Source organism: Streptomyces spinosus (assembly GCF_020400655.1).
Lineage (GTDB): Bacteria > Actinomycetota > Actinomycetes > Streptomycetales > Streptomycetaceae > Streptomyces > Streptomyces argyrophylli.
In genome coordinates, this window is sequence record NZ_JAINRC010000008.1 from 51,480 (window position 1) to 76,615 (window position 25,136).

The 25,136-nt window shown below is 72.9% G+C and carries 19 protein-coding genes, 1 other RNA gene and 1 pseudogene; 15 read left to right on the forward strand and 6 right to left on the reverse strand.

Going from position 1 to position 25,136, the window contains the following annotated elements; all coding sequences use genetic code 11:
- Position 1 precedes the first annotated feature (1 nt).
- Complete coding sequence (locus LG395_RS16455; protein WP_171155738.1) at positions 2-1,381, reverse strand: ABC transporter substrate-binding protein; 1,380 nt, start codon at positions 1,379-1,381, stop codon at positions 2-4.
- Positions 1,382-1,613: 232 nt separating this feature from the next.
- Positions 1,614-5,195 (reverse strand): FHA domain-containing protein, encoded by a 3,582-nt coding sequence (locus LG395_RS16460; RefSeq protein WP_225810265.1) that lies wholly within the window; start codon positions 5,193-5,195, stop codon positions 1,614-1,616.
- Between the two features lie 396 nt (positions 5,196-5,591).
- Between LG395_RS16460 and LG395_RS16465 the strand changes: the two genes are divergently transcribed.
- The 4 genes from LG395_RS16465 to LG395_RS16480 all read left to right on the forward strand — a co-directional run bounded on the left by LG395_RS16465 (position 5,592) and on the right by LG395_RS16480 (position 11,119).
- A complete protein-coding gene (locus tag LG395_RS16465; RefSeq protein ID WP_225810266.1) occupies positions 5,592-7,331 on the forward strand; it encodes a serine/threonine-protein kinase in 1,740 nt (579 codons plus the stop codon).
- A gap of 112 nt (positions 7,332-7,443) precedes the next feature.
- A complete protein-coding gene (locus LG395_RS16470; protein ID WP_171155741.1) occupies positions 7,444-8,670 on the forward strand; it encodes a serine/threonine-protein kinase in 1,227 nt (408 codons plus the stop codon).
- Between the two features lie 83 nt (positions 8,671-8,753).
- Entirely contained in the window at positions 8,754-9,860 is a 1,107-nt protein-coding gene (gene prfB / locus LG395_RS16475; RefSeq protein WP_171155742.1) for a peptide chain release factor 2, read from the forward strand.
- Between the two features lie 296 nt (positions 9,861-10,156).
- Entirely contained in the window at positions 10,157-11,119 is a 963-nt protein-coding gene (locus LG395_RS16480; protein WP_225810267.1) for a hypothetical protein, read from the forward strand.
- Positions 11,120-11,194: 75 nt separating this feature from the next.
- Here the strand turns inward: LG395_RS16480 and LG395_RS16485 are convergent, their stop codons facing one another.
- Positions 11,195-11,395, reverse strand: coding sequence for a hypothetical protein (locus tag LG395_RS16485; RefSeq protein ID WP_225810268.1), 201 nt, complete (start codon positions 11,393-11,395; stop codon positions 11,195-11,197).
- 262 nt (positions 11,396-11,657) lie between these two features.
- Between LG395_RS16485 and ftsE the strand changes: the two genes are divergently transcribed.
- The 5 genes from ftsE to ssrA all read left to right on the forward strand — a co-directional run bounded on the left by ftsE (position 11,658) and on the right by ssrA (position 15,668).
- On the forward strand, positions 11,658-12,347 hold the full coding sequence (gene ftsE, locus LG395_RS16490) for a cell division ATP-binding protein FtsE (RefSeq protein WP_030610589.1): 690 nt from the start codon (positions 11,658-11,660) through the stop codon (positions 12,345-12,347).
- Between the two features lie 42 nt (positions 12,348-12,389).
- A complete protein-coding gene (ftsX, locus tag LG395_RS16495) occupies positions 12,390-13,307 on the forward strand; it encodes a permease-like cell division protein FtsX (protein WP_171155745.1) in 918 nt (305 codons plus the stop codon).
- Between the two features lie 68 nt (positions 13,308-13,375).
- A complete protein-coding gene (locus LG395_RS16500) occupies positions 13,376-14,563 on the forward strand; it encodes a S41 family peptidase (RefSeq protein ID WP_225810269.1) in 1,188 nt (395 codons plus the stop codon).
- A gap of 68 nt (positions 14,564-14,631) precedes the next feature.
- A complete protein-coding gene (smpB, locus tag LG395_RS16505; protein ID WP_225810428.1) occupies positions 14,632-15,174 on the forward strand; it encodes an SsrA-binding protein SmpB in 543 nt (180 codons plus the stop codon).
- Positions 15,175-15,298: 124 nt separating this feature from the next.
- Positions 15,299-15,668: a transfer-messenger RNA gene (gene ssrA / locus LG395_RS16510) on the forward strand.
- Between the two features lie 64 nt (positions 15,669-15,732).
- Here ssrA and LG395_RS16515 read toward each other — a convergent pair.
- Entirely contained in the window at positions 15,733-17,052 is a 1,320-nt protein-coding gene (locus LG395_RS16515) for an MFS transporter (RefSeq protein ID WP_225810270.1), read from the reverse strand.
- An 84-nt stretch (positions 17,053-17,136) separates the two neighbouring features.
- On the opposite strand from LG395_RS16515, the gene LG395_RS16520 reads away from it, so the two are divergent.
- From LG395_RS16520 to LG395_RS16530, 3 genes are all read left to right on the forward strand, one after another.
- Complete coding sequence (locus LG395_RS16520) at positions 17,137-18,111, forward strand: LysR family transcriptional regulator (RefSeq protein WP_225810271.1); 975 nt, start codon at positions 17,137-17,139, stop codon at positions 18,109-18,111.
- Positions 18,112-18,723: 612 nt separating this feature from the next.
- On the forward strand, positions 18,724-19,518 hold the full coding sequence (locus tag LG395_RS16525) for a hypothetical protein (protein ID WP_225810272.1): 795 nt from the start codon (positions 18,724-18,726) through the stop codon (positions 19,516-19,518).
- A 22-nt stretch (positions 19,519-19,540) separates the two neighbouring features.
- A complete protein-coding gene (locus LG395_RS16530) occupies positions 19,541-21,691 on the forward strand; it encodes a bifunctional polysaccharide deacetylase/glycosyltransferase family 2 protein (RefSeq protein ID WP_225810273.1) in 2,151 nt (716 codons plus the stop codon).
- 12 nt (positions 21,692-21,703) lie between these two features.
- On the opposite strand, the gene LG395_RS16535 is transcribed toward LG395_RS16530, so the two are convergent.
- A complete protein-coding gene (locus tag LG395_RS16535) occupies positions 21,704-22,039 on the reverse strand; it encodes a hypothetical protein (RefSeq protein WP_225810274.1) in 336 nt (111 codons plus the stop codon).
- A gap of 1,034 nt (positions 22,040-23,073) precedes the next feature.
- Positions 23,074-23,982: a helix-turn-helix domain-containing protein gene (locus LG395_RS16540; RefSeq protein WP_225810275.1), complete on the reverse strand. Its 909-nt coding sequence runs from the start codon at positions 23,980-23,982 to the stop codon at positions 23,074-23,076.
- Between the two features lie 85 nt (positions 23,983-24,067).
- On the opposite strand from LG395_RS16540, the pseudogene LG395_RS41455 reads away from it, so the two are divergent.
- From LG395_RS41455 to LG395_RS16555, 3 genes and pseudogenes are all read left to right on the forward strand, one after another.
- A pseudogene (locus tag LG395_RS41455) lies at positions 24,068-24,292 on the forward strand (ATP-binding protein); the annotation flags it as partial.
- A gap of 226 nt (positions 24,293-24,518) precedes the next feature.
- On the forward strand, positions 24,519-24,875 hold the full coding sequence (locus LG395_RS16550; RefSeq protein ID WP_171155750.1) for a hypothetical protein: 357 nt from the start codon (positions 24,519-24,521) through the stop codon (positions 24,873-24,875).
- A complete protein-coding gene (locus tag LG395_RS16555) occupies positions 24,872-25,123 on the forward strand; it encodes a hypothetical protein (protein ID WP_171155751.1) in 252 nt (83 codons plus the stop codon). The genes LG395_RS16550 and LG395_RS16555 overlap by 4 nt, the downstream gene beginning before the upstream one ends.
- Positions 25,124-25,136 lie beyond the last annotated feature (13 nt).

The following is a 25,136-nucleotide window of genomic DNA, read 5'->3' on the forward strand; positions in this document are numbered from 1 at the left end:
ATCAGCCCCCGTTCCCGTACGCCGCCGCCGCGTCCTTCTCCAGCTTCGCCTGGGCGCCGGCCACGTCCTTCGGGTTCTTCAGGAAGTCCTGGAGGTCCTTCCACTCGCCCTTGCCGGGCGTCCCGCCGAAGGCCTGCGGGGCCTGGTCGGACATGTCGAAGCGGAAGTCGTCACCGGACGCGATCAGAGCCTTGGCGATCTTCTGCTGCACCGCGTTCGGGTACGCCGAGATCGGCACGTTCTTGTTCGGCGAGAGGTAGCCGCCGAGCCGCGCCTGGATGGTGGCCGCGTCCGGGGAGGCCAGGAAGGTGACGAGGGCCTGTGCCGCCTTGGAGTCCTTCAGGATCACCGCCGCGTCACCGCCGGAGACCACCGGCGCGCCCGCGCCGACCGCGGGGAACGGGAACACCTTCGCGTCCGTGCCCACCTTCGCCTTGGTCTCACCGATGTTCACCTGCGCGAAGTCGCCCTCGTAGACCATCGCGGACTTCGGCTGGTCGCCGCCGGTGAAGGTCTGGGTGACCGACTGCGGGAACTCCGTCTGCAGCGCGCCCTTCTGACCGCCCGCCAGATAGTCCTTCCTGCCCCAGATCCCGGCGAGCGTGGTCAGTGCCTGCTTCACCGACGGATCGGTCCACTTGATCTTGTGCTGGGCGAGCTGGTCGTACTTCTCCGGCCCCGCCTGCGACAAGTACACGTTCTCGAACCAGTCGGTCAGCGGCCAGCCGTCCGCGCCGGCCACCGAGAACGGGGTGACACCCGAGTCGTACACGGCCCGCGCGGCGGTCAGCAGGTCCTTCCAGGTCTTCGGCTCCTGGGTGCCCGCGTTCTCGAAGACCTTGGCGTTGTACCAGATCAGCGACTTGTTGGCGGCCTTGTAGTAGACGCCGTACGGCTTGCCGCCGACCTTGCCGATGTCCTGCCAGCCCTGCGAGTAGTTCTTCGCCAGCTCCTGCTGGGCCCCGGCCCCGAGCGGCTTGGCCCAGCCCTTGTCGACGGCCTGCTTGATCGCGCCGGGCTGCGGCAGCAGCGCCACGTCCGGCGGCTGGCCACCCGCGATCTTCGAACCGAGGAAATTGATGATCGGGTCCTGCGCGGGCACGAAGGTGACCTTGGCGCCGGTCCGCTTCTCGAACTCGGCGAGGACCTTCTTGAAGTTGGCCTGCTCCCCGCCGGTCCAGACGGCGGCCACCTCCAGGTGGGCGCCGTCGAGCTTCGGCAGCGTGACGGTGGAACCGGCGGCCCCGCTGCTCTTGTCCCCGTTGTCCTTCTTGTCGTCGTCACTGCCGGAGCAGGCGGAGAGCGCGAGCGCTCCCGTCAGCAGTGCGGCGAGTGTGGTGACGGCCCTGTGTGACCGGAACGTGCTGCTCTTGCTGCGCATCACTTCCCCGTTCGTCGTTCTCCGTTGAACGTTGTTGAACGTCAGAACTCTGTCCCGTGCGGTCCGGTGTACGCCGGGCCGCGACGGGTGGGCAAGAGCGCCTGCGGTGTCCACCGGCTCATCGTGACCGGCTCGTGACCACGGGTGTATGCCCGCGGATCTCCGACGGCACGGGGGCCGGGCGGGCCGGCCGGGGAGGGGCCGGGTTCCCTGGAGGGAGGACGGGGTTCCGTCAGAGCAGGGAGGGCACCTGCGCCGCCGCGACCTCACGGGCCGCCCGCTCCACCGCGCTCGCCAGCAGCGCCAGGTCGGTCGGGCCGTTGCCCAGCTCCCGCACGGGCCGGCGGGCCGGCGGGTCGCCCATGCGCTCCCAGTCCAGCGGGACGACGGTGGGCCGCTGGGTCGCGGTCCGCGGGATACGGCCCGTCACCCGGCCGCCCTGGAAACCGGTGGCCCGTCCGTCGGCGTACACCAGCGTGCCCCGGCCCGGCGCCGGCTGGTCCGGCCCCGGCTGCGGTGCGTCCAGCGTGACGCGCAGGGCGGCCCGGCGCGCCGGCTCGGACTCCGCCGTACGGCCGCCGGTCCCGGCCGCCGCCACCAGCTGGACGCCGAGCCGCTCGCCCTCCCGGGCCACCGCCTCCAGCGCCCGTATCACCGAACCGGCGGCGGGCCGCCCCGGCGAGCCGAGCGCCGGGGAGACCAGTGCGTCCAGGTCGTCCACGACCACCACCAGCCGGGGCAACGGCGCCACGGCCGCGGCCCGCTGCCGGGCGGCGGCGCCCGGCCGCAGCCGCAGGGTGGAGCTGGGGGGCGTGTCGATGTCACCGGAGGAGGGCGCCGCACCGGGGTGGGGCGTGCGCTGGGCGACCAGCCGGCCGGAGACCTCCTGCCCGGCGTGCCACTGGGCGAAGTCGGTCCGGCCCAGCAGCTCCGCCCGGCGCTTCAGCTCGGCGGCCAGCGACTGCGCGAACTCCCGCATGCGCACCGGGTCGTTGGCGATGAGATGCGTGGTCACATGCGGTATGTCCGTGCACACGCGCAGGCCCTCACCGCGGCCGGCGCCCGTGCCGACCCCGTCCCGGCCGTCGAGCAGGACCATGGCCAGCCGGTCGGGCCGCTCGGCCGCGGCCAGCGAGGCGACCACGGCCCGCAGCAGTTCGGTACGGCCGCTGCCGGCCGGCCCCTCGATCAGCAGGTGCGGCCCGTCGGCCACGAGGTCGACGGTGACCGGTCCGCGCGGCCCGGCACCCAGCACCGCGCGGGCCCGCCCGCCCAGCGACCGGGTGTCGTCGGCCGCGTCGGCCCAGCGGGCCATCAGCGACGCCGGGGTGGCCCGGGCCAGCCCCAGCTCGTCCAGCAGCCGGGCCGACTGGGGCAGCGGCGTGGCCACGCGCGCGTGGTGCTCGCCGGCGGGGCCGTCCGGGCGCAGCGGTGCGAGTGCCCGTGCGAACCGCTCGGCCCAGGCGGCGGAGACGGCGTCGACGGTGGCGGGCGAACCGGGGCCGACCGGACCGCCCGGCGCGACCCGCGCCAGCCGCAGCGTGGCGGCGACGTCCCCGCCGAGCAGCGCCACGGCACCGCAGTGCCGGAACGTCGGCGTCACCGCGCAGGCGGCCTCGTACGTCTCGGCCACCGGGGAGGCGGGCGACGCGGCCGGGGTCTCGGCGAGACACACCACGTGGACCCCGGCGCGGGGCCCGGCCACGGCCAGCCGCGCGAGCGCGTCCCGCAGCGCGGCCCCGCCGGGGTCCCCGTCCACGACGACGACGGTGAAGGGTCCGCCGAAGCCGCCGCCGGCACCGGAGGCTTCCCGGGCCCAGGAGGGGCGGCGGGCGGAGGGCTCGGTGGGGGCGAGGGGAGCGGCCGGGTGGGCGGGCGTGCCGGGGCCGGCGGGGCGTACCGCGTGCCCCGGGCCCCCGTAGGTCCCGTAAGCCTCATGGGTCCCCTGGGGCCCGTCGTGGGTCCCGTGGGAGGGGTCCGGTCCATGGTGAGTGCCGGTGCCGGTGCCGGTGCCGGACGGGCCCGCGGCGCCGGGGCGGGCGGCGTCGCGCGCGGGATGGGCCGTGGTGCGGCCCGTCGCCGCGTGGTCCTCCACCCGGCGCAGCAGTTCCTGTGTGCGGGCCGCCGCCTGTTCACGGTCGTAGGCCAGCAGCAGCCGGCAGTCCTGGCCGTGGCCCGGACGGACGTGCGGGAGCCAGCCCAGCCAGGCCCACTCGGCCGTACGGTCCGCCACCGATCGTGCGTGGTCCGCGCTGATCAGCACGATCTCCAGCAGGTCGGGGGAGTGCAGCGCGGCGAGCTGGGCCAGCACCGCGCGGGCCAGCCCGGACAGCCTCGGGCGCGGACCGGCCAGGCCCAGCGCGCCCGCCTCCCGCAGCGCGGCCGTCACCGGCACCGCCGGCAGCAGGACCGAGCCGTCCGGCGTGCTCCGGTCGGCCGTGCCGAGCCGCACGGTGAGCGCCTCGGGGTGTCCCGGCCCGCGCTCCCACAACCGGGGCCCGGGGCCCAGCGCGGTCAGCAGCAGCGCGGCCGGGTCCGGCCAGGTCTCCGGCTGCCGTGGGGCGTCCTCCGGCGGGGCGCCGCCGTCGGGGGCGGCCGTACCGTCGTACGCCTGCGGACCGGACGGCTGCTCCCCGCGCCCGCCGGCCAGCCGACGCGCCCAGGCGCCGAGCCCGCGCCGCCGGACACCCTGCGGCAGGTCGGCGCCCCCGAGCGGAGCCCCCTCACGCCCGCCCGCCCGCGCGTCCTCGTCACCGGTCCCGGCGACCCCGGAGCGGCCCGCGTGCGTGTCCGCACCGGACGCCGGGCGGAACGCACCGGCGGAGCCCCCGCCGGGGCTCTCCACGCTCGGCGCGCCCGCCTGTCCCGGCACGACGGGCGACTGCCCGCGCCGGTGCTCCCGGGCCCCGGCGTCCCAGCCGGCGGGGCCGTGGGGGTCGTAGGCGTGCCGGGCACCGCCGGAGGAGGCCCACGCACCGGGGCGCCCGCCTGCGGAAGGCGCCACGCCGTGCGGGTGCCCCGCGCCGCCGGCGGACCCTCCGGGCTCCTCGGCACCGCTCACAGCGGAGGAGGGCGTCCGCGCGGGCGGCACGGCGGAACCGGTCCCCGCCGGATACGCGTCCGACGGGCTCCGCTCCTCGCCCACGGCGACCCGTACGCACCCCTCACCGTCGGCCACCGTCCGCACCCGCATCCCGGGTCCCCCGGACGGCGTCACCCGCAGGGCGGACTCTCCTATCCGCAGCAGGCCCCCGGCGGGCACCCGTACCGGCCGCTCCGTCACCCGTACGCCGTCGAGGGACGTGCCGTTGGTGGAGCCGAGGTCGGCGACCGAGACCCGGCCGTCCGCGCCGACGGTGACCACGCAGTGCAGACGGGAGACGTCGGGGTCGTCCAGCGGGACGTCGGCGTCGGCGGAGCGGCCGACCGTGATCCGGCCACCGTGCAGCAGATGGACCCCGCCCGCGTCGGGGCCGGCGACCACGTGCAGCTGGGTCGGGGCGTCGTCCAGTTCGGGATGCGGCTCGGGGGCGGCCGGGGCGCCCAGGGACAGCACGGCGCCGTCGACCAGCGGGGGCTCGCCGAGCGTGCCGCGGCGCGGGTCGAGCCGCTCGGTGCCCGCGTACAGCACCACGGACGCGCCGCCGGTCTCCCGTCCCGTGCCGCCCTCCGCGGTGACCGCCCCGGCCAGCGCCGACGCGACCGCGGCCAGTTCCGTACCCGCGGGAGCCGTGACCAGCACGTCGCGGCTCGCGGCGCGGCCCCGCTGCGGGGACGGGCCGAGCGGGTCTACGACGGTCAGCCGGATCTGCATCGGCGTCAGCGGTCCCTTCTGCGCGGATCTGCGCGGGCGCGGACTTCCCCCCACCCCCGCACGAGCACGTCGGCCAGCAGCCACTGAAGGCATCCCAGGGAGCTGCTGCACGCATCCTCGCACCTGCCACCGACAACACGCCCGTGACCCGGGCAGAAGTGATCTTGATTGGTCGGCTCTGCCCCCAAAAATGCCTGACCAAGACGTCACCGGCGATCAGTTGAGATCGGTCACGTCCGTCCCCGGCAACCAGCGGACCGGGCCGCGCGTCTTCCCGTCGAGCCCGCGAGCGTGCTCGGGAACGCGTACGTGGTGCCGTGGAGCACGGCCTACAGTGGGTCGGGACACCGGAACGCAGGCAAGCGAAGCAACAGCGACCAGCAGGGAGCGCGAGACGTGCGGCCAGTCGGCAGCAAATACCTGCTTGAGGAACCGCTCGGACGCGGCGCCACAGGCACCGTCTGGCGTGCCCGCCAGCGTGAGACCGCGGGCGCCGAGGCGGCCGTGCCCGGACAGCCCGGGGAGACCGTCGCGATCAAGGTCCTGAAGGAGGAGCTGGCGAGCGACCCGGACATCGTGATGCGCTTCCTGCGCGAGCGCTCCGTGCTGCTCCGGCTCACCCACCCGAACATCGTCCGGGTCCGCGACCTGGTCGTCGAGGGCGACCTGCTGGCGCTGGTCATGGACCTCGTCGACGGCCCCGACCTGCACCGCTACCTGCGCGAGAACGGCCCCTTCACCCCGGTCGCCGCCGCCCTGCTGACCGCCCAGATCGCCGACGCCCTCGCCGCGAGCCACGCCGACGGCGTCGTCCACCGCGACCTGAAGCCCGCCAACGTGCTGCTCATGCAGCACGGCGGCCAGATGCACCCGATGCTGACCGACTTCGGCATCGCCCGCCTCGCCGACTCCCCGGGCCTGACCCGCACCCACGAGTTCGTCGGCACGCCCGCGTACGTGGCGCCGGAGTCCGCGGAGGGCCGCCCGCAGACCTCCGCCGTCGACGTCTACGGCGCCGGCATCCTGCTGTACGAGCTGGTCACCGGCCGTCCGCCGTTCTCCGGCGGCTCCGCCCTCGAGGTCCTGCACCAGCACCTGAGCGCCGAACCGCGACGCCCCTCCACCGTCCCCGAGCCGCTGTGGACGGTCATAGAGCGCTGCTTGCGCAAGAACCCGGAGGAGCGGCCGAGCGCGGAGAACCTCGCGCGCGGGCTGCGGGTCGTCGCCGAGGGCGTCGGGGTGCACGCGAACGCCGCGCAGATCGCCGCCGCCGAGGGTGTCGGCGCGCTGCTCGCCCCCGACCCGGCCCCCGCCGCCGTCCCGGGCGTGCCCGGTGCCGCCGACCCCACCCAGGTCCTGCCGACGAACGCGCCGCAGGGGGCGTACGACCCGAACGCCGCCACCAGCGTGCTGCCGCACACCGGCGGCCCGGCCGGCGCCGCCGACCCCACCGCCGTACTCCCGAACACGGGCGCGGCGGACCCGACGGCGGTCCTGCCGCCCGTTCCGCAGGGGCAGTACGGCCAGCAGGGCCAGCAGGGGCAGTACGGCCAGCAGGGGCAGCAGGGGCAGGGCGAGCAGCCGCATCCCTGGCAGACCCAGCTGCGGGCCGCCCGCGACCGCAACGAGCAGACGCAGATCCAGTACCTGGACCCGGACGAGGACCCGCTGCGCCGCCGCCCCCAGCGGCAGGTCGCCCGCCCCCAGCAGCAGCCGCGCCCGGCCCCGCAGGGCCGTCCGCAGCAGCCGCAGCCGCGCGGCCGGCAGCAGGGCGCCGGGTACGGCTATCCCCAGCAGCAGCCCCAGCAGTACGCCCCGCCCCAGCAGCCCCGGCAGGCCCAGCAGCCGCAGCGGTACGCGCCCCCCGCCCCGCCGGCGCCGCAGCGCCCCGCGCGCGAGCCCCGAGAACCCCGGCAGCGCAGTGCCAACCGGATGAAGATCCCCGGGCTCGGCTGCCTGAAGGGCTGCCTGTTCACGATCGTCATCCTGATCGTGGCGAGCTGGCTGATCTGGGAGCTGACCCCGCTGCAGGACTGGATCGGCACCGGCAAGGGCTACTGGGACCAGATGTCCGACTGGATCGGCAAGGCCGGCGGCTGGATCAAGGACCTCGGCGGTTCCGGCAGCGGCCAGTAGACCGCTGGTTCGGAGATTTGTCGACATCTGCCGGGTGATTTCCGTCTCCGCGGTGAAGGTTGGTTCGTCGGACGCGTAGTTTTGGCGACAACACGCGTCTGTAGGAGCAGTCTTGGCACGGAAGATCGGCAGCCGGTACACCGCGAACCAGATCCTGGGGCGGGGGAGCGCCGGCACGGTGTGGCTCGGCGAGGGGCCGGACGGCCCCGTCGCCATCAAGCTGCTGCGCGAGGACCTCGCCTCCGACCAGGAGCTCGTCGGGCGCTTCGTGCAGGAGCGCACCGCGCTGCTCGGTCTGGAGCACCCGCACATCGTCACCGTGCGCGACCTCGTGGTCGACGGCAACGACCTGGCCCTGGTCATGGACCTCGTGCGCGGCACCGACCTGCGCACCCGGCTGGAGCGGGAGCGGCGGCTCGCCCCCGAGGCGGCCGTGGCGATCGTCGCCGACGTCGCCGACGCCCTGGCGGCGGCCCACGCGGCCGGGGTCGTCCACCGGGACGTCAAGCCCGAGAACGTCCTGCTCGACATGCGGGGCCCCATCGGGCCGGGCGGCTCCCACCCCGCCCTGCTCACCGACTTCGGCGTCGCCAAGCTGATCGACTCGCCCCGGCGGACCCGCGCCACCAAGATCATCGGCACGCCCGACTACCTGGCACCGGAGATCGTCGAGGGCCTGCCGCCCCGGGCCGCCGTGGACATCTACGCGCTCGCCACGGTCCTGTACGAGCTGCTGGCCGGCTTCACGCCCTTCGGCGGCGGCCATCCGGGCGCGGTCCTGCGGCGGCACGTCACCGAGACCGTCGTACCGCTGCCCGGCATCCCCGAGGAGCTGTGGCAGCTGCTGGTGCAGTGCCTGGCCAAGGCCCCGGCCTCCCGGCTGCGCGCCTCCGAGCTCGCGGCGCGGCTGCGTGAGCAGCTGCCCACGCTGGCCGGGATGCCGCCGCTGGACGTGGACGAGCCCGACCCCTCCGAGGACACCGCGGAGGAGTCCGTGCCGTCGGCCCCGCAGGGCGAGCCGGTACGGCGGCGGGGGGCGGTGTCCCTGGTCCCCGGGGCCAAGCCCGACTCCAACCGCGACACGCACACCTCGATGCGGGTGCCGGGGCCGGACGAGCTGGCGGGGGGCGCGCACGGGACCGCTCGCGTGCCCCGGCCCGCCGGCGCGCCCCGGCCGGGCTCGGCCCGCCACCGGGCCGCGGTGCGGCGGCGCCGGGTGACTCTCTCGGTGGCCGGGGTGGTGGTGGCCGCCGTCGTGGCCGCCGGCGCCTGGCTCGCCTCCTCCGGCGGGGACGACGACCAGCCGGGCCCGGCCACCCACAGCACGTCGGCCCCCTGACCCGGACCCTGCCCGCCTCCCGCCCGACCCCGTCGGCCGGGAGGCGGGCAGGGTCGCTTGCCACAGCCGTTACGCTGGAAGGCGTGGCAGTCGTCGATGTATCCGAAGAGCTGAAGTCCCTCTCCTCGACCATGGAGTCGATCGAGGCCGTCCTGGACCTCGACAAGATGAGGGCAGATATCGCCGTGCTTGAGGAGCAGGCGGCGGCCCCGTCCCTGTGGGACAACCCGGACGAGGCGCAGAAGATCACCAGCAAGCTCTCCCACCTCCAGGCCGAGGTCAGGAAGGCCGAGGCGCTGCGCGGCCGGATCGACGACCTCGCGGTCCTCTTCGAGATGGCCGAGGAGGAGGACGACCCGGACACCCGCGCCGAGGCCGAGTCCGAGCTGGTCTCGGTGAAGAAGGCGCTGGACGAGATGGAGGTCCGCACCCTCCTGTCCGGCGAGTACGACGCCCGTGAGGCGCTCGTCAACATCCGCGCCGAGGCCGGTGGCGTGGACGCCGCCGACTTCGCCGAGAAGCTCCAGCGCATGTACCTGCGCTGGGCCGAGCAGCACGGCTACAAGACGGAGCTGATCGAGACGTCGTACGCCGAAGAGGCCGGCATCAAGTCGACCACCTTCGCCGTGCACTCGCCGTACGCCTACGGCACCCTCTCCGTCGAGCAGGGCACGCACCGCCTCGTGCGCATCTCGCCCTTCGACAACCAGGGGCGCCGGCAGACCTCCTTCGCCGGTGTCGAGGTGCTGCCCGTGGTCGAGCAGTCCGACCACGTCGAGATCGACGAGTCCGAGCTGCGCATCGACGTCTACCGGTCCTCCGGCCCCGGCGGCCAGGGCGTCAACACGACCGACTCCGCGGTCCGCATCACGCACCTGCCCACCGGCATCGTGGTCTCCTGCCAGAACGAGCGGTCGCAGATCCAGAACAAGGCCACCGCGATGAACGTCCTCCAGGCCAAGCTGCTGGAGCGGCGCCGGCAGGAGGAGCAGGCCAAGATGGACGCCCTCAAGGGCGACGGCGGCAACTCCTGGGGCAACCAGATGCGTTCGTACGTGCTGCACCCGTACCAGATGGTCAAGGACCTGCGCACCGAGCACGAGGTGGGCAACCCCGAGGCCGTGTTCAACGGCGAGATCGACGGGTTCCTGGAGGCCGGAATTCGCTGGCGCAAGCAGCAGGAGAAGTAACTTTGTCGACATGACAACTGCCGCCCCGCAGGCGGCAGTTGTTCTTTTTCCTGGGTTTCACGTCACACTTACAGGCTTCGACTCCCCGCAAAGGCCACCCCACCGGACATTGCGCCCGCAACGCCCTTGACGTTGCTGTGAAAACTCGGAAGGGTGAAGCGCGGCATGCGTACTCTTGGGGCGCATGTGAACCGGGGGATCGAGTTGACGCCACTTCGTCACCAGCTGCCTCCGTCGATCACGGCACGCCCCACGCGCCGCCTCATTGACGAACAGCTACTGGGGGTAGCAACCATATGACGAAGAAGACGCGGATCCGGGTCGCGCGGATAGCCGCCGGCGCCGTGATCGCGGCCGGTGCGTCGCTGACGGCGGCCGGCGCGGCCTCCGCCCTGGACCTCGGTGTCCAGGCGGGGCCGATCAGCCTCGGCGTGAGCGGTGTCGGCGCCGACGGCGGCAACACGGACGGTGGCGGCTGCCCGGTCGGCATCTGCACCGACGGCGGCACCACCACCGGCTCGGCCGGCACCGACGGCTCGGGCGGCGCGGCTGCCAGCGGTGGTGACGCCTCCACGGGTGGTGACGCGGCCTCGGGCGGTGACGCTTCCATCGGTGGCGACGCCTCGATCGGTGGCGACGCCTCGATCGGCGGTGACGCTTCCATCGGCGGTGACGCTTCCATCGGCGGTGACGCCTCCATTGGTGGTGACGCTTCCATCGGTGGTGGCGACAGCACCTCCGGCGGCAACGGCAACGGCGGTGACGCTTCCATCGGCGGCGACAACGGCAACTCCGGCGGCAATGGCAACTCGGGTGGCAATGGCAACTCGGGTGGCAATGGCAACGGTGGCGGCAACAGCGCCGACGGCGGTAACGGCAACTCGGGTGGCAATGGCAACGGTGGCGGTAACGGCACCGACGGCGGCAACGGCAACTCGGGTGGCAACGGCACCAGCGGTGGCAACGGCACCTCCGGTGGCGACAGCGGCACCAGCGGTTCCACGGGCGGCGGTTCCACCACCGGCGGCAACCACACCGGCCCCGACGGCGGCAACAACAACGTCCCGCAGGACGAGGGCTCCTCGGCGCTGACCGACACCGGCTCCGACACCTCGGCCCAGGGCGGCGACAAGCAGCTCGCCGAGACCGGTGCCGGCCAGACCGCGTTCCTGCTCGTCGGCGCCGCGACGATGATCGCCGGCGGCATCGGCTTCCGCGTCCTGCCGCGCCTGGTGAGCGGCCGAGGCGCCGCCGCCTGACCGTGACCACGAGGTCACGCACGGCACACGCGTAAGGGCCCGGAGCCTCGGCTCCGGGCCCTTGTGACGCTTCCGTCAGGCCGTCTGGTGCGCCAGCAGCGCCACCGCGGCGATCAGCACCGCCAGCAGCGCGATCAGCGCCATCGGGTTCAACCCGCCCAGGCCTGAGAAGAAGCCCTCCTGCTGCAGTCGCTCGCGGTTGGCACGGCACACCGGGCACCGGCCCTCGCTCACGGGCGCCGCGCAGTTCGCGCACACCAACCGGTCGTACGTCATGCGCTCGCCCTCCTTGCACCGGCCATCACATGCACAACGCTCACGGGGACGAGAACGTTCCCCCGCGTTCCCGTCGTCCTTCGTTTCCCTTCCACTGTGCCAGGTTCCCGTGGCGCGTGCGCGGGGCCTTGGGGAACGGGGCGCGGGAAGCGGCCGGTACAAAAACGTACAAGTCTTGCCCAACCTCAACCCGCGACTGCGCTCGCACGCCCGGTTCGCGTATGGTCACGCTCATCTACCCCCGGCGACCCGTGGTGCATCCGTGATCCGATTCGACAATGTCTCCAAGGTCTACCCCAAGCAGACCCGCCCCGCACTCAGGGATGTCTCCCTGGAGGTGGAAAAGGGCGAGTTCGTCTTCCTCGTGGGGTCCTCCGGCTCCGGAAAGTCCACCTTCCTGCGGCTCATCCTCCGCGAGGAGCGGTGCAGCCACGGCCAGGTGCACGTGCTGGGCAAGGACCTCGCGCGGCTGTCCAACTGGAAGGTGCCGCAGATGCGCCGCCAGCTGGGCACGGTCTTCCAGGACTTCCGGCTGCTGCCGAACAAGACGGTCGCGGAGAACGTGGCCTTCGCCCAGGAGGTCATCGGCAAGTCCCGCGGCGAGATCCGCAAGTCCGTGCCGCAGGTGCTCGACCTCGTCGGGCTCGGCGGCAAGGAGGACCGCAGGCCCGGCGAGCTGTCCGGTGGTGAGCAGCAGCGCGTCGCCATCGCCCGCGCGTTCGTCAACCGGCCGAAGCTGCTCATCGCCGACGAGCCCACCGGCAACCTCGACCCGCAGACCTCCGTCGGCATCATGAAGCTGCTCGACCGCATCAACCGGACGGGCACCACCGTCATCATGGCGACGCACGACCAGAACATCGTGGACCAGATGCGCAAGCGCGTCATCGAGCTGGAGAAGGGCCGCCTCGTCCGCGACCAGGCCCGCGGCGTCTACGGCTACCAGCACTGACCGCACCAGAACCCAGTTCCGGAAAGGCCTGAAGAACCCGCCATGCGCGCCCAGTTCGTCCTGTCGGAGATCGGTGTCGGTCTCCGCCGCAATCTGACGATGACCTTCGCCGTCATCGTCTCCGTCGCCCTGTCCCTGGCCCTGTTCGGCGGCTCGCTGCTGATGAGCGACCAGGTGAGCACCATGAAGGGCTACTGGTACGACAAGGTCAACGTCTCGATCTTCCTGTGCAACAAGCACGACGCGGAGAACGACGTCCACTGCGCCAAGGGCGCGGTCACCGAGGACCAGAAGAAGCAGATCCTCGCGGACCTCGACAAGATGCCGGTCGTCGAGAAGGTGACCTACGAGTCGCAGGACGAGGCGTACAAGCACTACAAGGAGCAGTTCGGCAACTCGCCGCTGGCCGGATCGCTGACGCCGGACCAGATGCAGGAGTCGTACCGGATCAAGCTCAAGGACCCGCAGAAGTACCAGGTGATCGCGTCCGCGTTCAACGGGCGGGACGGCGTGCAGTCGGTGCAGGACCAGAAGGGCATCCTGGACAACCTCTTCCAGTTGCTGAACCTGATGAACCGGGGCGCGCTCGGCGTGATGGCGATGATGCTGATCGTCGCGCTTCTGCTGATCGTCAACACCGTGCGCGTCTCGGCGTTCAGCCGACGGCGGGAAACCGGGATCATGCGCCTGGTCGGTGCCTCGGGCTTCTACATCCAGGCGCCGTTCATCGCCGAGGCCGCGGTCGCCGGACTCATCGGCGGCGGCCTCGCCTGCATCGCGCTCGTGGTCGGCCGGTACTTCACCATCGACCACGGCATGGAGCTGTCCCACAAGCTCACGCTCATCAACTTCGTCGGCTGGGACGCGGTGTTGACCAAGCTGCCGCTGATTCTCGCCACCAGCGTCCTGATGCCGTCGCTCGCCGCGTTCTTCGCGTTGCGCAAGTATCTGAAGGTGTGACGCATGCCAACGGGGTCGTACGGGCTTCCGGCCGTACGGCCCCTTCGCGTTGCCCTAGACTCGCCGCCATGTCAGGCCGTGACCTGTTCTGTCAGCCCCGCCGCGTCCGCCGCGGGGCCACCCTGACATTGGTCTTCGCCGGTGTGCTGATCGCCGGCGCCGCCACCGGTTCCTTCCCGGAATCCGACGTACCGGCAGGCAAGTCCGCCGCCGGCCCCGCGGACCCGGCCGCGCGGCACGAGGCCGTCGAGAGGGCCGCCGCGGAGGCGATGGCCGACGGCAAGTCCCCGATGGAGGCGGCGGAAAGGGCCGTCAGCCGCAGCGGGGACCGCTGGGCCGCGGTCTACTCCGAGGGCGAGTACGAGGAGTTCCAGGACGCGCTCGACGGCCGGTACACCGGTGTCGGCCTGTGGGCGCGGCAGGAGGCGGACGGCGGGATCGAGGTGACCCGGGTGCAGTCCGGCTCGCCCGCCGCCGACGCCGGGATCCGGGCGGGCGACCGGTTGCGCAGCATCGACGGCAGGAAGGTCGACGGGCGCCCGGTCACCGAGGTGGTCGCCCTGCTCCGCGGTGACGCCCTGCGCGGGGACGGCGATGACGCCCCGGCCGGTACGACGGTCACCCTCGGCCTGGCGCGCGGCACGCGCGCGTGGGCCGAGACCCTGCACCGGGCCCGGCTGTCCACCGACTCCGTGACCGTGCGCCGGCTGCCCGACGGCGTCACCGTGCTCAAGGTCGGCGCGTTCACCAAGGGCTCCGCCGACGCGGTCCGCGAGGCGCTGCGCGCCGCCCCCGCCGACGGCCGCACCGTCCTGGACCTGCGGGGCAACTCCGGCGGCCTGGTCACCGAGGCCGTGGCCACCGCCTCCGCCTTCCTGGACGGCGGCCTGGTCGCCACCTACGACGTCGACGGCGCCCAGCGCGCCCTGCACGCCGCCTCCGGCGGTGACACCACCCGCCCCCTGGTCGTCCTGGTCGACGGCGGCACCATGAGCGCGGCCGAGCTGCTCACCGGGGCCCTCCAGGACCGGGGCCGCGCGGTGGTGATCGGCTCCCGCACCTTCGGCAAGGGCTCGATCCAGATGCCGACCGAGCTGCCCGACGGCTCGGTGGCCGAGCTGACCGTCGGCCACTACCGCACCCCTTCCGGCCGCACCGTGGACGGCAGGGGCATCACCCCCGACCTGGACGCGGGGCCCGAGCAGGCGCTGCCACGGGCCGAGACGGTCCTCACCGGGCTGGGCGACCCGTCGTAGCCACGCGTAATCGGCTGTACGCACACCCCCTGTGTGGTGCGAAAATGGTGGGCACTATGAGCAAGGGAATGTACGTACCGAAGGAGTCCCAGCCCAAGCAGGGCGGCGGGGCCGCCAAGGCCAGGGACGGCGAGAAGGGCGGCAAGCGCAAGATCGTCGCCCAGAACAAGAAGGCCCGGCACGACTACGCGATCATCGACACCTACGAGGCCGGGCTCGTGCTCATGGGCACGGAGGTCAAGTCGCTGCGCGAGGGGCGGACCTCGCTGACCGACGGCTTCGTCCAGATCGACCGGGGCGAGGCGTGGCTGTACAACGCCCACATCCCCGAGTACCACCAGGGCAGCTGGACCAACCACTCCGCGCGCCGCAAGCGCAAGCTGCTCCTGCACCGCGAGGAGATCGCCAAGCTGGAGTCGAAGGCGCAGGAGACGGGACACACGATCGTGCCCCTCGCCATCTACTTCAAGGACGGCCGGGCGAAGGCCGAGATCGCCCTCGCACGGGGCAAGAAGGAGTACGACAAGCGGCAGACCCTGCGGGAGCAGCAGGACCGGCGGGAGGCGGACCGGGCGATCGCGGCGGCGAAGCGCAGGCAGCGCGGCCTCTAGCCGGCCGACGGGCCGACGGGCCGACGGGAATAGGCTGGCATCGTCGGGCGTTGGTCACGTACGATGGCGGTGCACTCCACAGAGGGTGCGCTCACCCTCCTCGGAGGGATTGAAAAATCAACATGGGGATGATCGGTTTCGACAGCGGATGTCGAAGCAGGGGAAGCGTGTCGAGGAAGCGGCAATGATCTCGTAAACCATATGTCGCAAAAAATAATCGCCAACACCAAGCGCGATTCCTTCGCCCTCGCTGCCTAAGTAGCGACTTGCGAAGTGTCAGCCCGGGGCTGTTCCCGACCCGGATCCTGGCATCAGCTAGGGAACTAAACCTCTAGACCCGGTCACGGGGTGTAGAGGGAAACCAAACAGTGACTGAGCCCGTCGGAGACTTGTCCGCGTGATCTCCGGGGCCGAGAAAATCGCAGCGGACTGCACACGGAGAAGCCCTGATTCCGCACCGTTGGACGCGGGTTCGATTCCCGCCATCTCCACGAGGCCCCTCCGGGGGCCGACCCCATGTGGGCACAGGCCCCGTCGCTTCCAGCGGCGGGGCCTGTGTCATGGGGTGGTGCCCTGGGGGTGCGGGTCCGCTCCCGGCTGCGGGTGCGTCGTGGCTGGTCGCGCAGCTCTCCGCGCCCCTTCGCAGCTCTTCCGCGCCCGGCCTGCGCCGGTGAGCGCGGCCAGGGCGAGGGCGAGGGCGGCGGCGGCCACCGGTGTGGTGTACGCGGTGGTGGGGGAGAGGTGCTCCGCCGCCCAGCCGCCCGTCGCCGAACCGCACGCGATGCCGGTGAGCAGGCCCGTCACCATCAGACTCATCCCCTCGTTGAGCCGGTCGGCCGGGGTCCGCCGCTGTACCAGCGTCATCGCCGTCACCATCGTCGGCGCCGTCGCCATCCCCGCCACCAGCAGCGCACCCGCCAGCACCGGCAGGGACCGGGTGCCGGCCGCGAGCCAGGGCAGGGTCATGAGGCCGGCCATCGCCGCCAGACACCAGGACAGGCGCGCCCCGGCCGGCTTCCGCGCCCCGTACACCAGCCCCGCCGCGCACGAGCCCGCCGCCTGGAGCGCGAGCACGGCCCCGGCCGCCGCGCGGTGCCCCTGCGCGTCGGCGTAGGCGATCGTGACGACCTCCATGGAGCCGAACACCGCGCCGGTCGCCGTGAAGCAGGCCAGCAGGGACGGGATGCCCGGGCTGCGCAGCGGCGAGGGCCCCTGTGAGCGGGGCGACGGCGGCGGCTCGGTCGTCCGCTGCGCGAGGAACAGCAGCATGCCGGCGAGCAGCAACACCGCCCCGGTGAGGGTCCCCGCCTCCGGGAAGAACGTGCCGGTCAGGAAGGACGCGAGCACCGGCCCGAGCATGAAGCACAGTTCGTCCGCGGCCTGCTCGAACGCGTTCGCCGTGTGCAGCGCGCCGGGCTCGTCCCGCAGCAGATGGGCCCAGCGGGCGCGGGACAGGCCGCCGATGTTGGGGGTGGCGGCGGTGCCGGCGTAGGCGGCGAACAGGGCCCAGTCCGGGGTGTCGTGGCGGACGCAGAGCAGCAGCGCGAGGCTGGCCAGCACGGACACGACCGTGGCCGGCAGGGCGACCCGGGCCTGCCCGTGCCGGTCGACCAGCCGGGCGAGCCAGGGCCCGGCGAGCGCGGTCGCCGCGAGCCCCGTGGCGGTGACGGCACCGGCGAGGGCGTACGAGCCACGGGCACCGGCGATCATCACGACCGCGCTCACGCTGAACATGCCCATCGGCAGACGGGCGAGGAGGTTGCCGGTGGTGAAGGCGCGGGCGCCGGGGAGACGGAACAGGCCGCGGTACCCGCCGGCCTGGCCGCTCCTGCCGTCTGTTCGGCTCTCTCGGACGTCTTGGGTGGTCTCCTGGGGCATGGCCCCACAGTCGCCCGCGGCGGATCACCGGGTCCAACACCTTCTGCGCCCCGATCCACGCGCCCGCGTTGTAAATTCGCCGCCATGTCCGCCCCCGCCCACATAGACCCCCGCCTGCTGCGTTCCTTCGTCGCCGTCGCCGAGGAACTGCACTTCACGCGGGCGGCGGCCCGGCTGTACGTCGCCCAGCAGGCGCTCAGCCGGGACGTACGGCGGCTGGAACGGGAGCTGGGTGCCGAGCTGTTCGTCCGGACCACCCGGCAGGTCACGCTGACCCCGGACGGCGAACGTCTGCTGCCGCACGCGCGCCGGGTCCTCGCCGCCCAGGACGACCTGCTCGCCGCGTTCGCCGCCGGCCAGGCCCGTCCGCTGCTGGTCGACCTCAACTCACCGGGCCTGGCCACCGGTCGCCGCGTACTGCACCGGGCCCGCGAACTCGCCCCCGACTGCGAGCTGATGGCCCGCTACGAGAGCGGCCTCACCGGAGCCGCCGCCGAGGTGCTCGCCGGCCGTCTGGACGTCTCCTTCGGCCGGTTCGCCGGACTGGACCCGGCGCTCCGCTCCGGCCTGGAGCAGGAGCCGGTGCGGTACGAGCCGATGGCCGTCGTGCTGCCCGACGACCACCCGCTGGCCGCGTCGGCGCGGGTGCCGCTGTCCGCGCTGGCCGGCGAGACGGTGTACGCCGGTGCCGGCAACCCGCGCACCCGGGAGTGGACAGACCTGGCCCTGCGCCTCTTCCAGGACCACGCCGTCCGGCTCGCCCCGCCGCTCCCGCTGGCCGTCGGTGACGAGGAGTTCGGCCGCATCATGGCGAAGACCCGCAATCCGGTGCTGGCCGTCGTGGACTTCCCGCCCCTGCCCGGGACGGTACGACGGCCCCTGGTCGACCCCGTCCCGCTGTCGCCGGTCTCCCTGGTCTGGCGGAAGGGGTTGGTACATCCCGGACTGACCGCGCTGCGGAACGCGGTGGCCGAGATCGCTCGGGTGGAGGGGTGGCTGCGGCGGCCCGTCGACGGATGGATTCCGGCCATGGACGAGGACGTCATGAACGGCGGGTGACCCGGAGGCCGGGCCTCCGCTCCTACCCCGCCCGGCGCATGGCACTCCTCCGCGTGCGTTACATTCTTGGCCCGGGCCCAGGGTGGTAGTCGGCCGCTCGGGCCGGGTGGGTGTCCGGTCCGGTCGACGGGCGCCCGGGATCGTGAGCGCGCCCGCAACTGTCCCGTGGGGGGATGAACGCGCGTGGAAAAGTGTCCTGAAGGCGCCCAACCCGAGGGGCGAGAGATGGCGTCCGAAGGGCGTGGTGAAGCGGTGGGCGGGGGCGACGAGGGGATGAAATCGGACGCGCGGGTCACGCGGGTCGCGGACTCCGGTGTCGGCGCGGGGGCCTTCGGCGACTCCGAGGCCGATACGCGTGAGACATCGCGGGTGGCGGGGACCGCAGCCGGGTCCCCTGGTCCGGGTGAGCCGGGCGACTCCCCGCAGCCGGCCGGAGCTGAGGCGCAGGGTGCGTCCGGGGCGTCCGCCGCGTCGGAGCGGCCCGGTGCATCGGCCGGGCCCGCGGCTGCCGTTGAGACCGGCGAGCCCCCGGTGGCCGCCGAGCCCGGCGAACCCGGCGAACCCGCCGAACCCGGCGAGCCCGCCGCGTCCACTGGTCCCGGCGAGCCGAGCATGCCCGCCGAGTCTGCCGAGCCCGCGGTGGCCGCCGAGCCCGGCGAGCGCGTCGACCCCGGCGAACAGGCGCCCCCCGGGGCCGCGACCGGCACCGCCGAGGCCCCGGCATCTGGCCCTGCCCCCAGCCCCACCCCCGCTCCCGCCCCCGCTTCCACCCCGCTGGACCAGACCGTCCGGCTGGGCGACGTGCAACTCGGCGCCGCGGGTGCGGAGTCGGCCGCGCGGGACTCCCGTGGCTCGGACGGGCCCGTCTTCGTGGACGAGTCGGGCCGTCGCAGCCGTCGTTTCCGCCGGCTCGGCGTGGCCGTGGCCGTCGCCTGTGCCGGTTACGCCGCCGTCATCGTCGCCACCCTGCTGTCCGGCGACTCCGCCGCGCCCTGGCTGCCGGTACCGGGCCAGCACGCGGACAAGCCGGCCGGCAAGGCGGACACCTCACCGCTGCCCAGCGTCTCCACGACCCCGACCGCGCCGGGAGCCGGCGCGGTGACCGCACCCGTCGTCGGCGCCGGGGCGGGCGGCACCGCCGTACCGGCCGGCGGAGCGCCCGCCGGCGCCCGCGCCTCCGCGTCCACCGGTCCGGACGGTTCCACCGCCTCCGCGCCCGCCGCCGACGCCGGGACCACCGGTTCCCCGGCTCCGTCGGCCCCGGCCACCGACGCGTCCCCGGCACCGTCCGCCACCGCCACAGCCACCGCCACGGCCACCGCTCCGGCGGCCACGCCGACCCCGCCGGGCCGGACCCACACCCCGCCCGGTCACACCCGGCGCCCGCACCCCAAGCTCTCCCTCTGACGACCGGGCGGAACACCCACCGATGGCCTCACACCCCCGCCGCCGTACCCGGCTGCCGCTGCGCTACCTGCTTCCCCTCCTGGTCCTGGCGGCGACCCTGGCGATGCTCATGCTGCGCGGCTACGTGCACAACGAGATCCTCGCCGACCACCGCGTCCGGCCCGCCGCGGCGAACGACAAGGTCCCGCGGCGCGTCCTGGAGGGCGGCCCGGTCATCGACACGCGCGACGGCCGCAGCGACAGCCTGCGCATACCCGACCACCGCATCGTCCTCACCTTCGACGACGGCCCCGACCCGACCTGGACCCCGAAGGTGCTCGACGTGCTGAAGAAGCACCACGCGCACGCGGTCTTCTTCGTCACCGGCACCATGACCTCCCGCCACCCCGAGCTGGTCCGGCGCATGGTCGCCGAGGGCCACGAGGTCGGCCTGCACACCTTCGGCCACCCCGACCTGTCGTACCACTCCACCAAGCGCATCGACTGGGAGCTGTCGCAGAACCAGCTGGCGCTCGCCGGCGCGGCCGGGATCCGCAGCTCGCTGTTCCGGCCGCCGTACTCCTCCTCCGCGAACGCGATCGACAACCGGTCCTGGCCGGTGACGCGGTACATCGGCAGCCGCGGCTACCTCACGGTCGTGGACGACACCGACAGCGAGGACTGGCGCAAGCCGGGCGTCGAGCGGATCATCCGCAACGCCACGCCCCACGGCGGCCGGGGCGCGGTCGTCCTCATGCACGACTCGGGCGGCGACCGGCACCAGACCGTCCAGGCGCTCGACCGGCTCCTGCCCCGGCTCCAGCACCAGGGGTACACCTTCCAGACCCTCACCGGAGCGCTGCGGGCCCCGAGCGCCGACACCCCGGTCACCGGCCTCGGGCTGTGGAAGGGGAAGGCCTGGATCCTCCTGGTGAAGGCGTCCGACGGCATCACCACGGTCCTCGTCGCCGGTCTCGCCCTCGTCGGCTGCCTCGTCCTCGCCCGCTTCGGCCTGATGCTGCTGCTGTCCGGCGCGCACGCCCGCCGCACCCGGCGCCCCGGTTTCCGCTGGGGCGAGGAGCCGGTCACCGAGCCGGTGTCGGTGCTGGTGCCGGCGTACAACGAGGCCAAGTGCATCGAGAACACGGTCCGTTCGCTCATGCGCAGCGAACACCCCATCGAGGTGCTGGTCATCGACGACGGTTCGGCGGACGGCACGGCCGACATCGTCGAGGCGCTGGACCTGCCGGACGTACGGGTGATCCGCCAGGCCAACGCGGGCAAGCCGGCCGCGCTCAACCGGGGCCTGGCGCACGCCCGTCACGAGCTGGTCGTGATGATGGACGGCGACACCGTCTTCGAACCGGCGACCGTCCGCGAACTCGTCCAGCCCTTCGCCGACCCGCGCGTCGGCGCCGTCGCCGGCAACGCCAAGGTCGGCAACAAGAACCGGCTGATCGGCGCGTGGCAGCACATCGAGTACGTGATGGGCTTCAACCTCGACCGCCGCATGTACGACGTCCTGCGCTGCATGCCGACGATCCCGGGTGCGGTCGGGGCGTTCCGCCGCTCGGCCCTGCAACGGGTCGGCGGCATGAGCGACGACACGCTCGCCGAGGACACCGACGTCACGATGGCCCTGCACCGCGACGGCTGGCGCGTGGTGTACGCCGAGAAGGCCCGCGCCTGGACGGAGGCGCCCGAGTCGGTCCAGCAGCTGTGGTCACAGCGCTACCGCTGGTCGTACGGCACCATGCAGGCCATCTGGAAGCACCGCCGCGCGCTGTTCGACCGGGGCCCGTCGGGCCGCTTCGGCCGGGTGGGCCTGCCCCTCGTCTCCCTCTTCATGGTCGTGGCCCCGCTCCTGGCCCCCCTGATCGACCTCTTCCTGGTCTACGGCCTGGTCTTCGGCCCGACGGCCAGGACGGTCCTGGCCTGGTGCGCGGTCCTGGCCGTCCAGGCGCTCTGCGCGGGGTACGCCTTCCACCTGGACCGCGAGCGCCTCACCCCGCTCCTCTCCCTCCCCCTCCAGCAGCTCCTGTACCGCCAGCTGATGTACGTCGTCCTGCTCCAGTCCTGGATCACCGCCCTCACCGGCGGCCGGCTGCGCTGGCAGAAACTCCGCCGCACGGGCGGGGTGGCGGCGCCGCCGACGGAGCGCCCGCCGGTGCCGGAGGCGACACCGGTCGGCTGAAGCCGCGGCTCCCTACTCCCGATGGGTCACGGCGTCCTTCTGCAACTGCACCGCCGCCAGCAGGCTCAGGCCCGGCTCGGCCTGGCGCAGCGCCTTGACGGCGGCGACGGAGGCGATGTCCCCGGTGAAGCCGACGTCGGCCAGCCGGGCGCGGACCCAGTCGGCTCGGAGTCGTGCCTCGCTGGTGCCGGCGGTGGCCCCGACGAGCGCGACGGCCCGCTCCAGCCCCGCGCGCTCCTCCTCCGGGGCCCCGTCCAACGCCTCCCGCAGCGCCGCCCCGACCAGGTCCGAGTCCCGGATCACCAGCACCAGATCCTGCTTCCTGCCGAACCCCGCGAATCCCTTCATACGACCAGGGTGAAGGCCACGGGCCGCCGTCATCAAACCACTTGAGCAGTTCCAGAGCCTTGAGCCGCTCCCGGCGACGCGGGGCAGAGGAGGCGGCCGAGACCGAGGTCCGGGAAACAGGTCACGACGGCCGGCGACAGGGAGGAGGGGCGCTCCAGTAGATCGGCGGAAGCGACCAGGGTGATGACACGCCTAGCTCGCATCTCGGCCCCGCACGGGACGCGGTGATCCATGTCCGGAGCGCAGTCGGCTCGCACCTGCTGAACGGCGCACAGACGGACGCACCGTCAGGCAGTTCATAACACCCTGCCGGGGGTATGGAACATTCTGCTGGCGTAGCCCTGAGGAGCACTGGGAGTGCAAAAGGTGCAAATGCGGCAGGGTAAGGCGAATCCGTGCACCGAAGATCCGGAATGCGATCCCATCCCACGAGCGGAAAGCATGGCTCGAAGGAAGTCGGACGCGGGCGAGGTGTTTGTGACCGTGAGTGCCACGGCCGCCACGTGGGCCTTGGCGCCGTTCATTCAGTCGATGGCCTCCAAAGCTGCGGACGGGGCATACCAAACGGTCCGCGCATGGCTCGGTTCCTTCGTAATGCCGCAACGTAAAAGGGGGAGGAGGGGTGCAAGGCCGACCGTCGTCGTACTGCGGTCGGGAGACGGCAAGCTGAGTCTCGTGTGCGAACTCAATTTGCCCGATGAGGCACTGCGGGCGCTGCCTGCGGCCATCGAGAGGCTGAAGGACTGCGACGCGACCGTGGTGTCCATCAGCATGGAGTGGGACAGCCGTCGGCAGAAGTGGGTCTGCTCCTTCAGCCGCGACGTTCGGACAAAACACGGAGCGACGGGCTAGCGACGTCGGGGGTGGTGTTCGGGAAGGAGTGATGCTCCTGGCAGATGGGTTGTCGACCGAGATCGACCTGTCTGCCAGGAGGGTCCTCCGTCTGGCGCGTCAAGGATCGGGTTGTTGCAGTTGGTATCGGAGGTAGTCCGTCAGCGGACGGGAATCCGCCGACGAACGGCTGGGTGACGTGGTCACAGACGGCCTTCCGGCTGTCCGGACTGGTCCTCCCCGCGGCGTGACGCGTTCGGTGAGCGTCCGTGGCTGCCGATCCCGGCAACCGTCAACGCGAAGCGGCCGAGGAGTCGGCTCGCGCCGCGTACAGAAGGAAGTCCGCCCAGGTCGAGGAAGCGAGGGTGAGGCCGACCGTCGTCGTACTGCGGTTGAGTGTCCAACTGGACGGTGTCGAGCTGCGGCACCTGGCCCTCGACGTAGTCGAAGGACTGCCCGGTGCTCGGGTAGGACTCCGTGTCGAAGGGGATCACCCGCACGCTGACGTGGGGGAGTTCGCTCATGTCGAGCAGGTGCTGGAGCCGGCCGCGTCTGACGTCGGGGCCGCCGAAGCGCATCCGCAGTGCCGACTCGTGGATGATCGCCGCGTACCGAGGCGGCTGCTCCCGGTGCAGGATGCCCTGCCGCTTGATCCGGTGCGTGAGGCGGTGCTCGATCTCGTACTGCCGCATCGACGGCACCACCGCTTGGAACAGGGCTCGCGCGTGGTCGGTGGTCTGCAGCAGTGCCGGGATGCGCAGGGCGAGGGTGACTCGCAAGCCGGTCGCGTAGTGCTCCAGTTCCGCGAGGTCGACCAGCGCGGCCGGGAGGTGTTCGCGGTACCCCTCCCACCAGCCACGGGCGCGTCGTCCGGTCATCGCGGCAAGGGCGTCGATGAGCGCTTCGTCCGAGCAGTCGTAGACGTGCGCCATGGAGCGCAGCCGGTCCGCGCTGATGGGCGTGCGGCCGGTCTCGATCATGCTGACACGCGACTGGTTGACGCCGAGCAGTTCGGCGGCACCAGTGGCGGTGAGTCCCGCCCGCTCCCGAAGTTTTCGCAGCTCCGCACCCAGCCTTCGCTGCCGCAGCGTAGGGCTGTTGGTGGGCGGCACGACGTCCCCTTCCCGGCCGCGACGCGGCGTTGCCCTCCCTCACACGAGTGTGCCGCATGATCCCCGCGCGGCACGCGTCGCACGTATGACCGTACGGGCCGTGCTGAACGGGCACGGCAGACGCGAAGTCCTCGACGCGGTCGAACTGCTGACGTCCGAGCTGGTCGGCAACGCCTACCGGCACACCACTGGCCCCGCCTCCCTCCGGCTCACCGCTCTCGCGGACGGCCGGCTGCGGGTCGGCGTCCGGGACAGCCACCCGCGTGTCCCGGCGCCGTTCGGGGATCCGCCCTGGGACCGTGTCACGGCCGCTTCGGTGGACGCCGAAGCGGGGCGCGGGCTGCACCTCGTGCAGGAGTACGCCGACTCCTGGGGCGGGCTGTCCTGGCGGACAGCCCGCTGGACCAGGGCGCCGGGAAGCCGCTGTGGTTCGAGGTGGGCGGGGCGCCGCCGCGCCGGATGCCACGTCGCTGTCCGTGATGCCCAGTACGGTGGGGTGCAGGAAGCCGAGCACGTGCGCACGGAGGAGCCGCGGTGTGACCACACAACCGGACCACAGTCACGAGCTGATCCCGCGCCCCGAGGGCACCCCGGCGGCGGTTCGCATCGCGCTGGCGCGCATTGCCCCGCATCGCCTGGGCGAAATGGAGCAGCACAAGGAGCAGGCTCTGGGGGCCGCCCTCCAGGATGGCAAGATCGGCCACCTCCAGTACTGGCTCAGCTACTGGCAGGCACAGGTGGAGATCGAGCGGCGACCCGACCTGCGTTCCCGCTACCAGGCCGCCCTTGTCGCCGTGCACAACGCCGGCAGCCGGGAGGACCCCGGGTTCCGCACGGCGATGGCAGAGCTCCGCACCATCGAGACCGAGGCCCGGCAGGCGGTGTCCGCGTGACGTGGCGGTGGGAGTACGACCCGGACGAGGCGTACGTCATCGGCGGCGCTCCACCCGCCTTCGTGGCCGAGGTCGAGAAGCAGGCCGACGAGCTGGTCCGCGCGGCAGCCGCGTTCTACCTCGACGGCACCTCGTACCAGGAGGCGGGCCCGAAAGGGAACGTGTCGCATGTGCCCGGCGGGTTCTTCCTCTATTTGATCGTGCCGCGGCACGAGTGCCTCTACGTCCACCAGGCCACCTACTTGTGAACAGGGCCCGGAC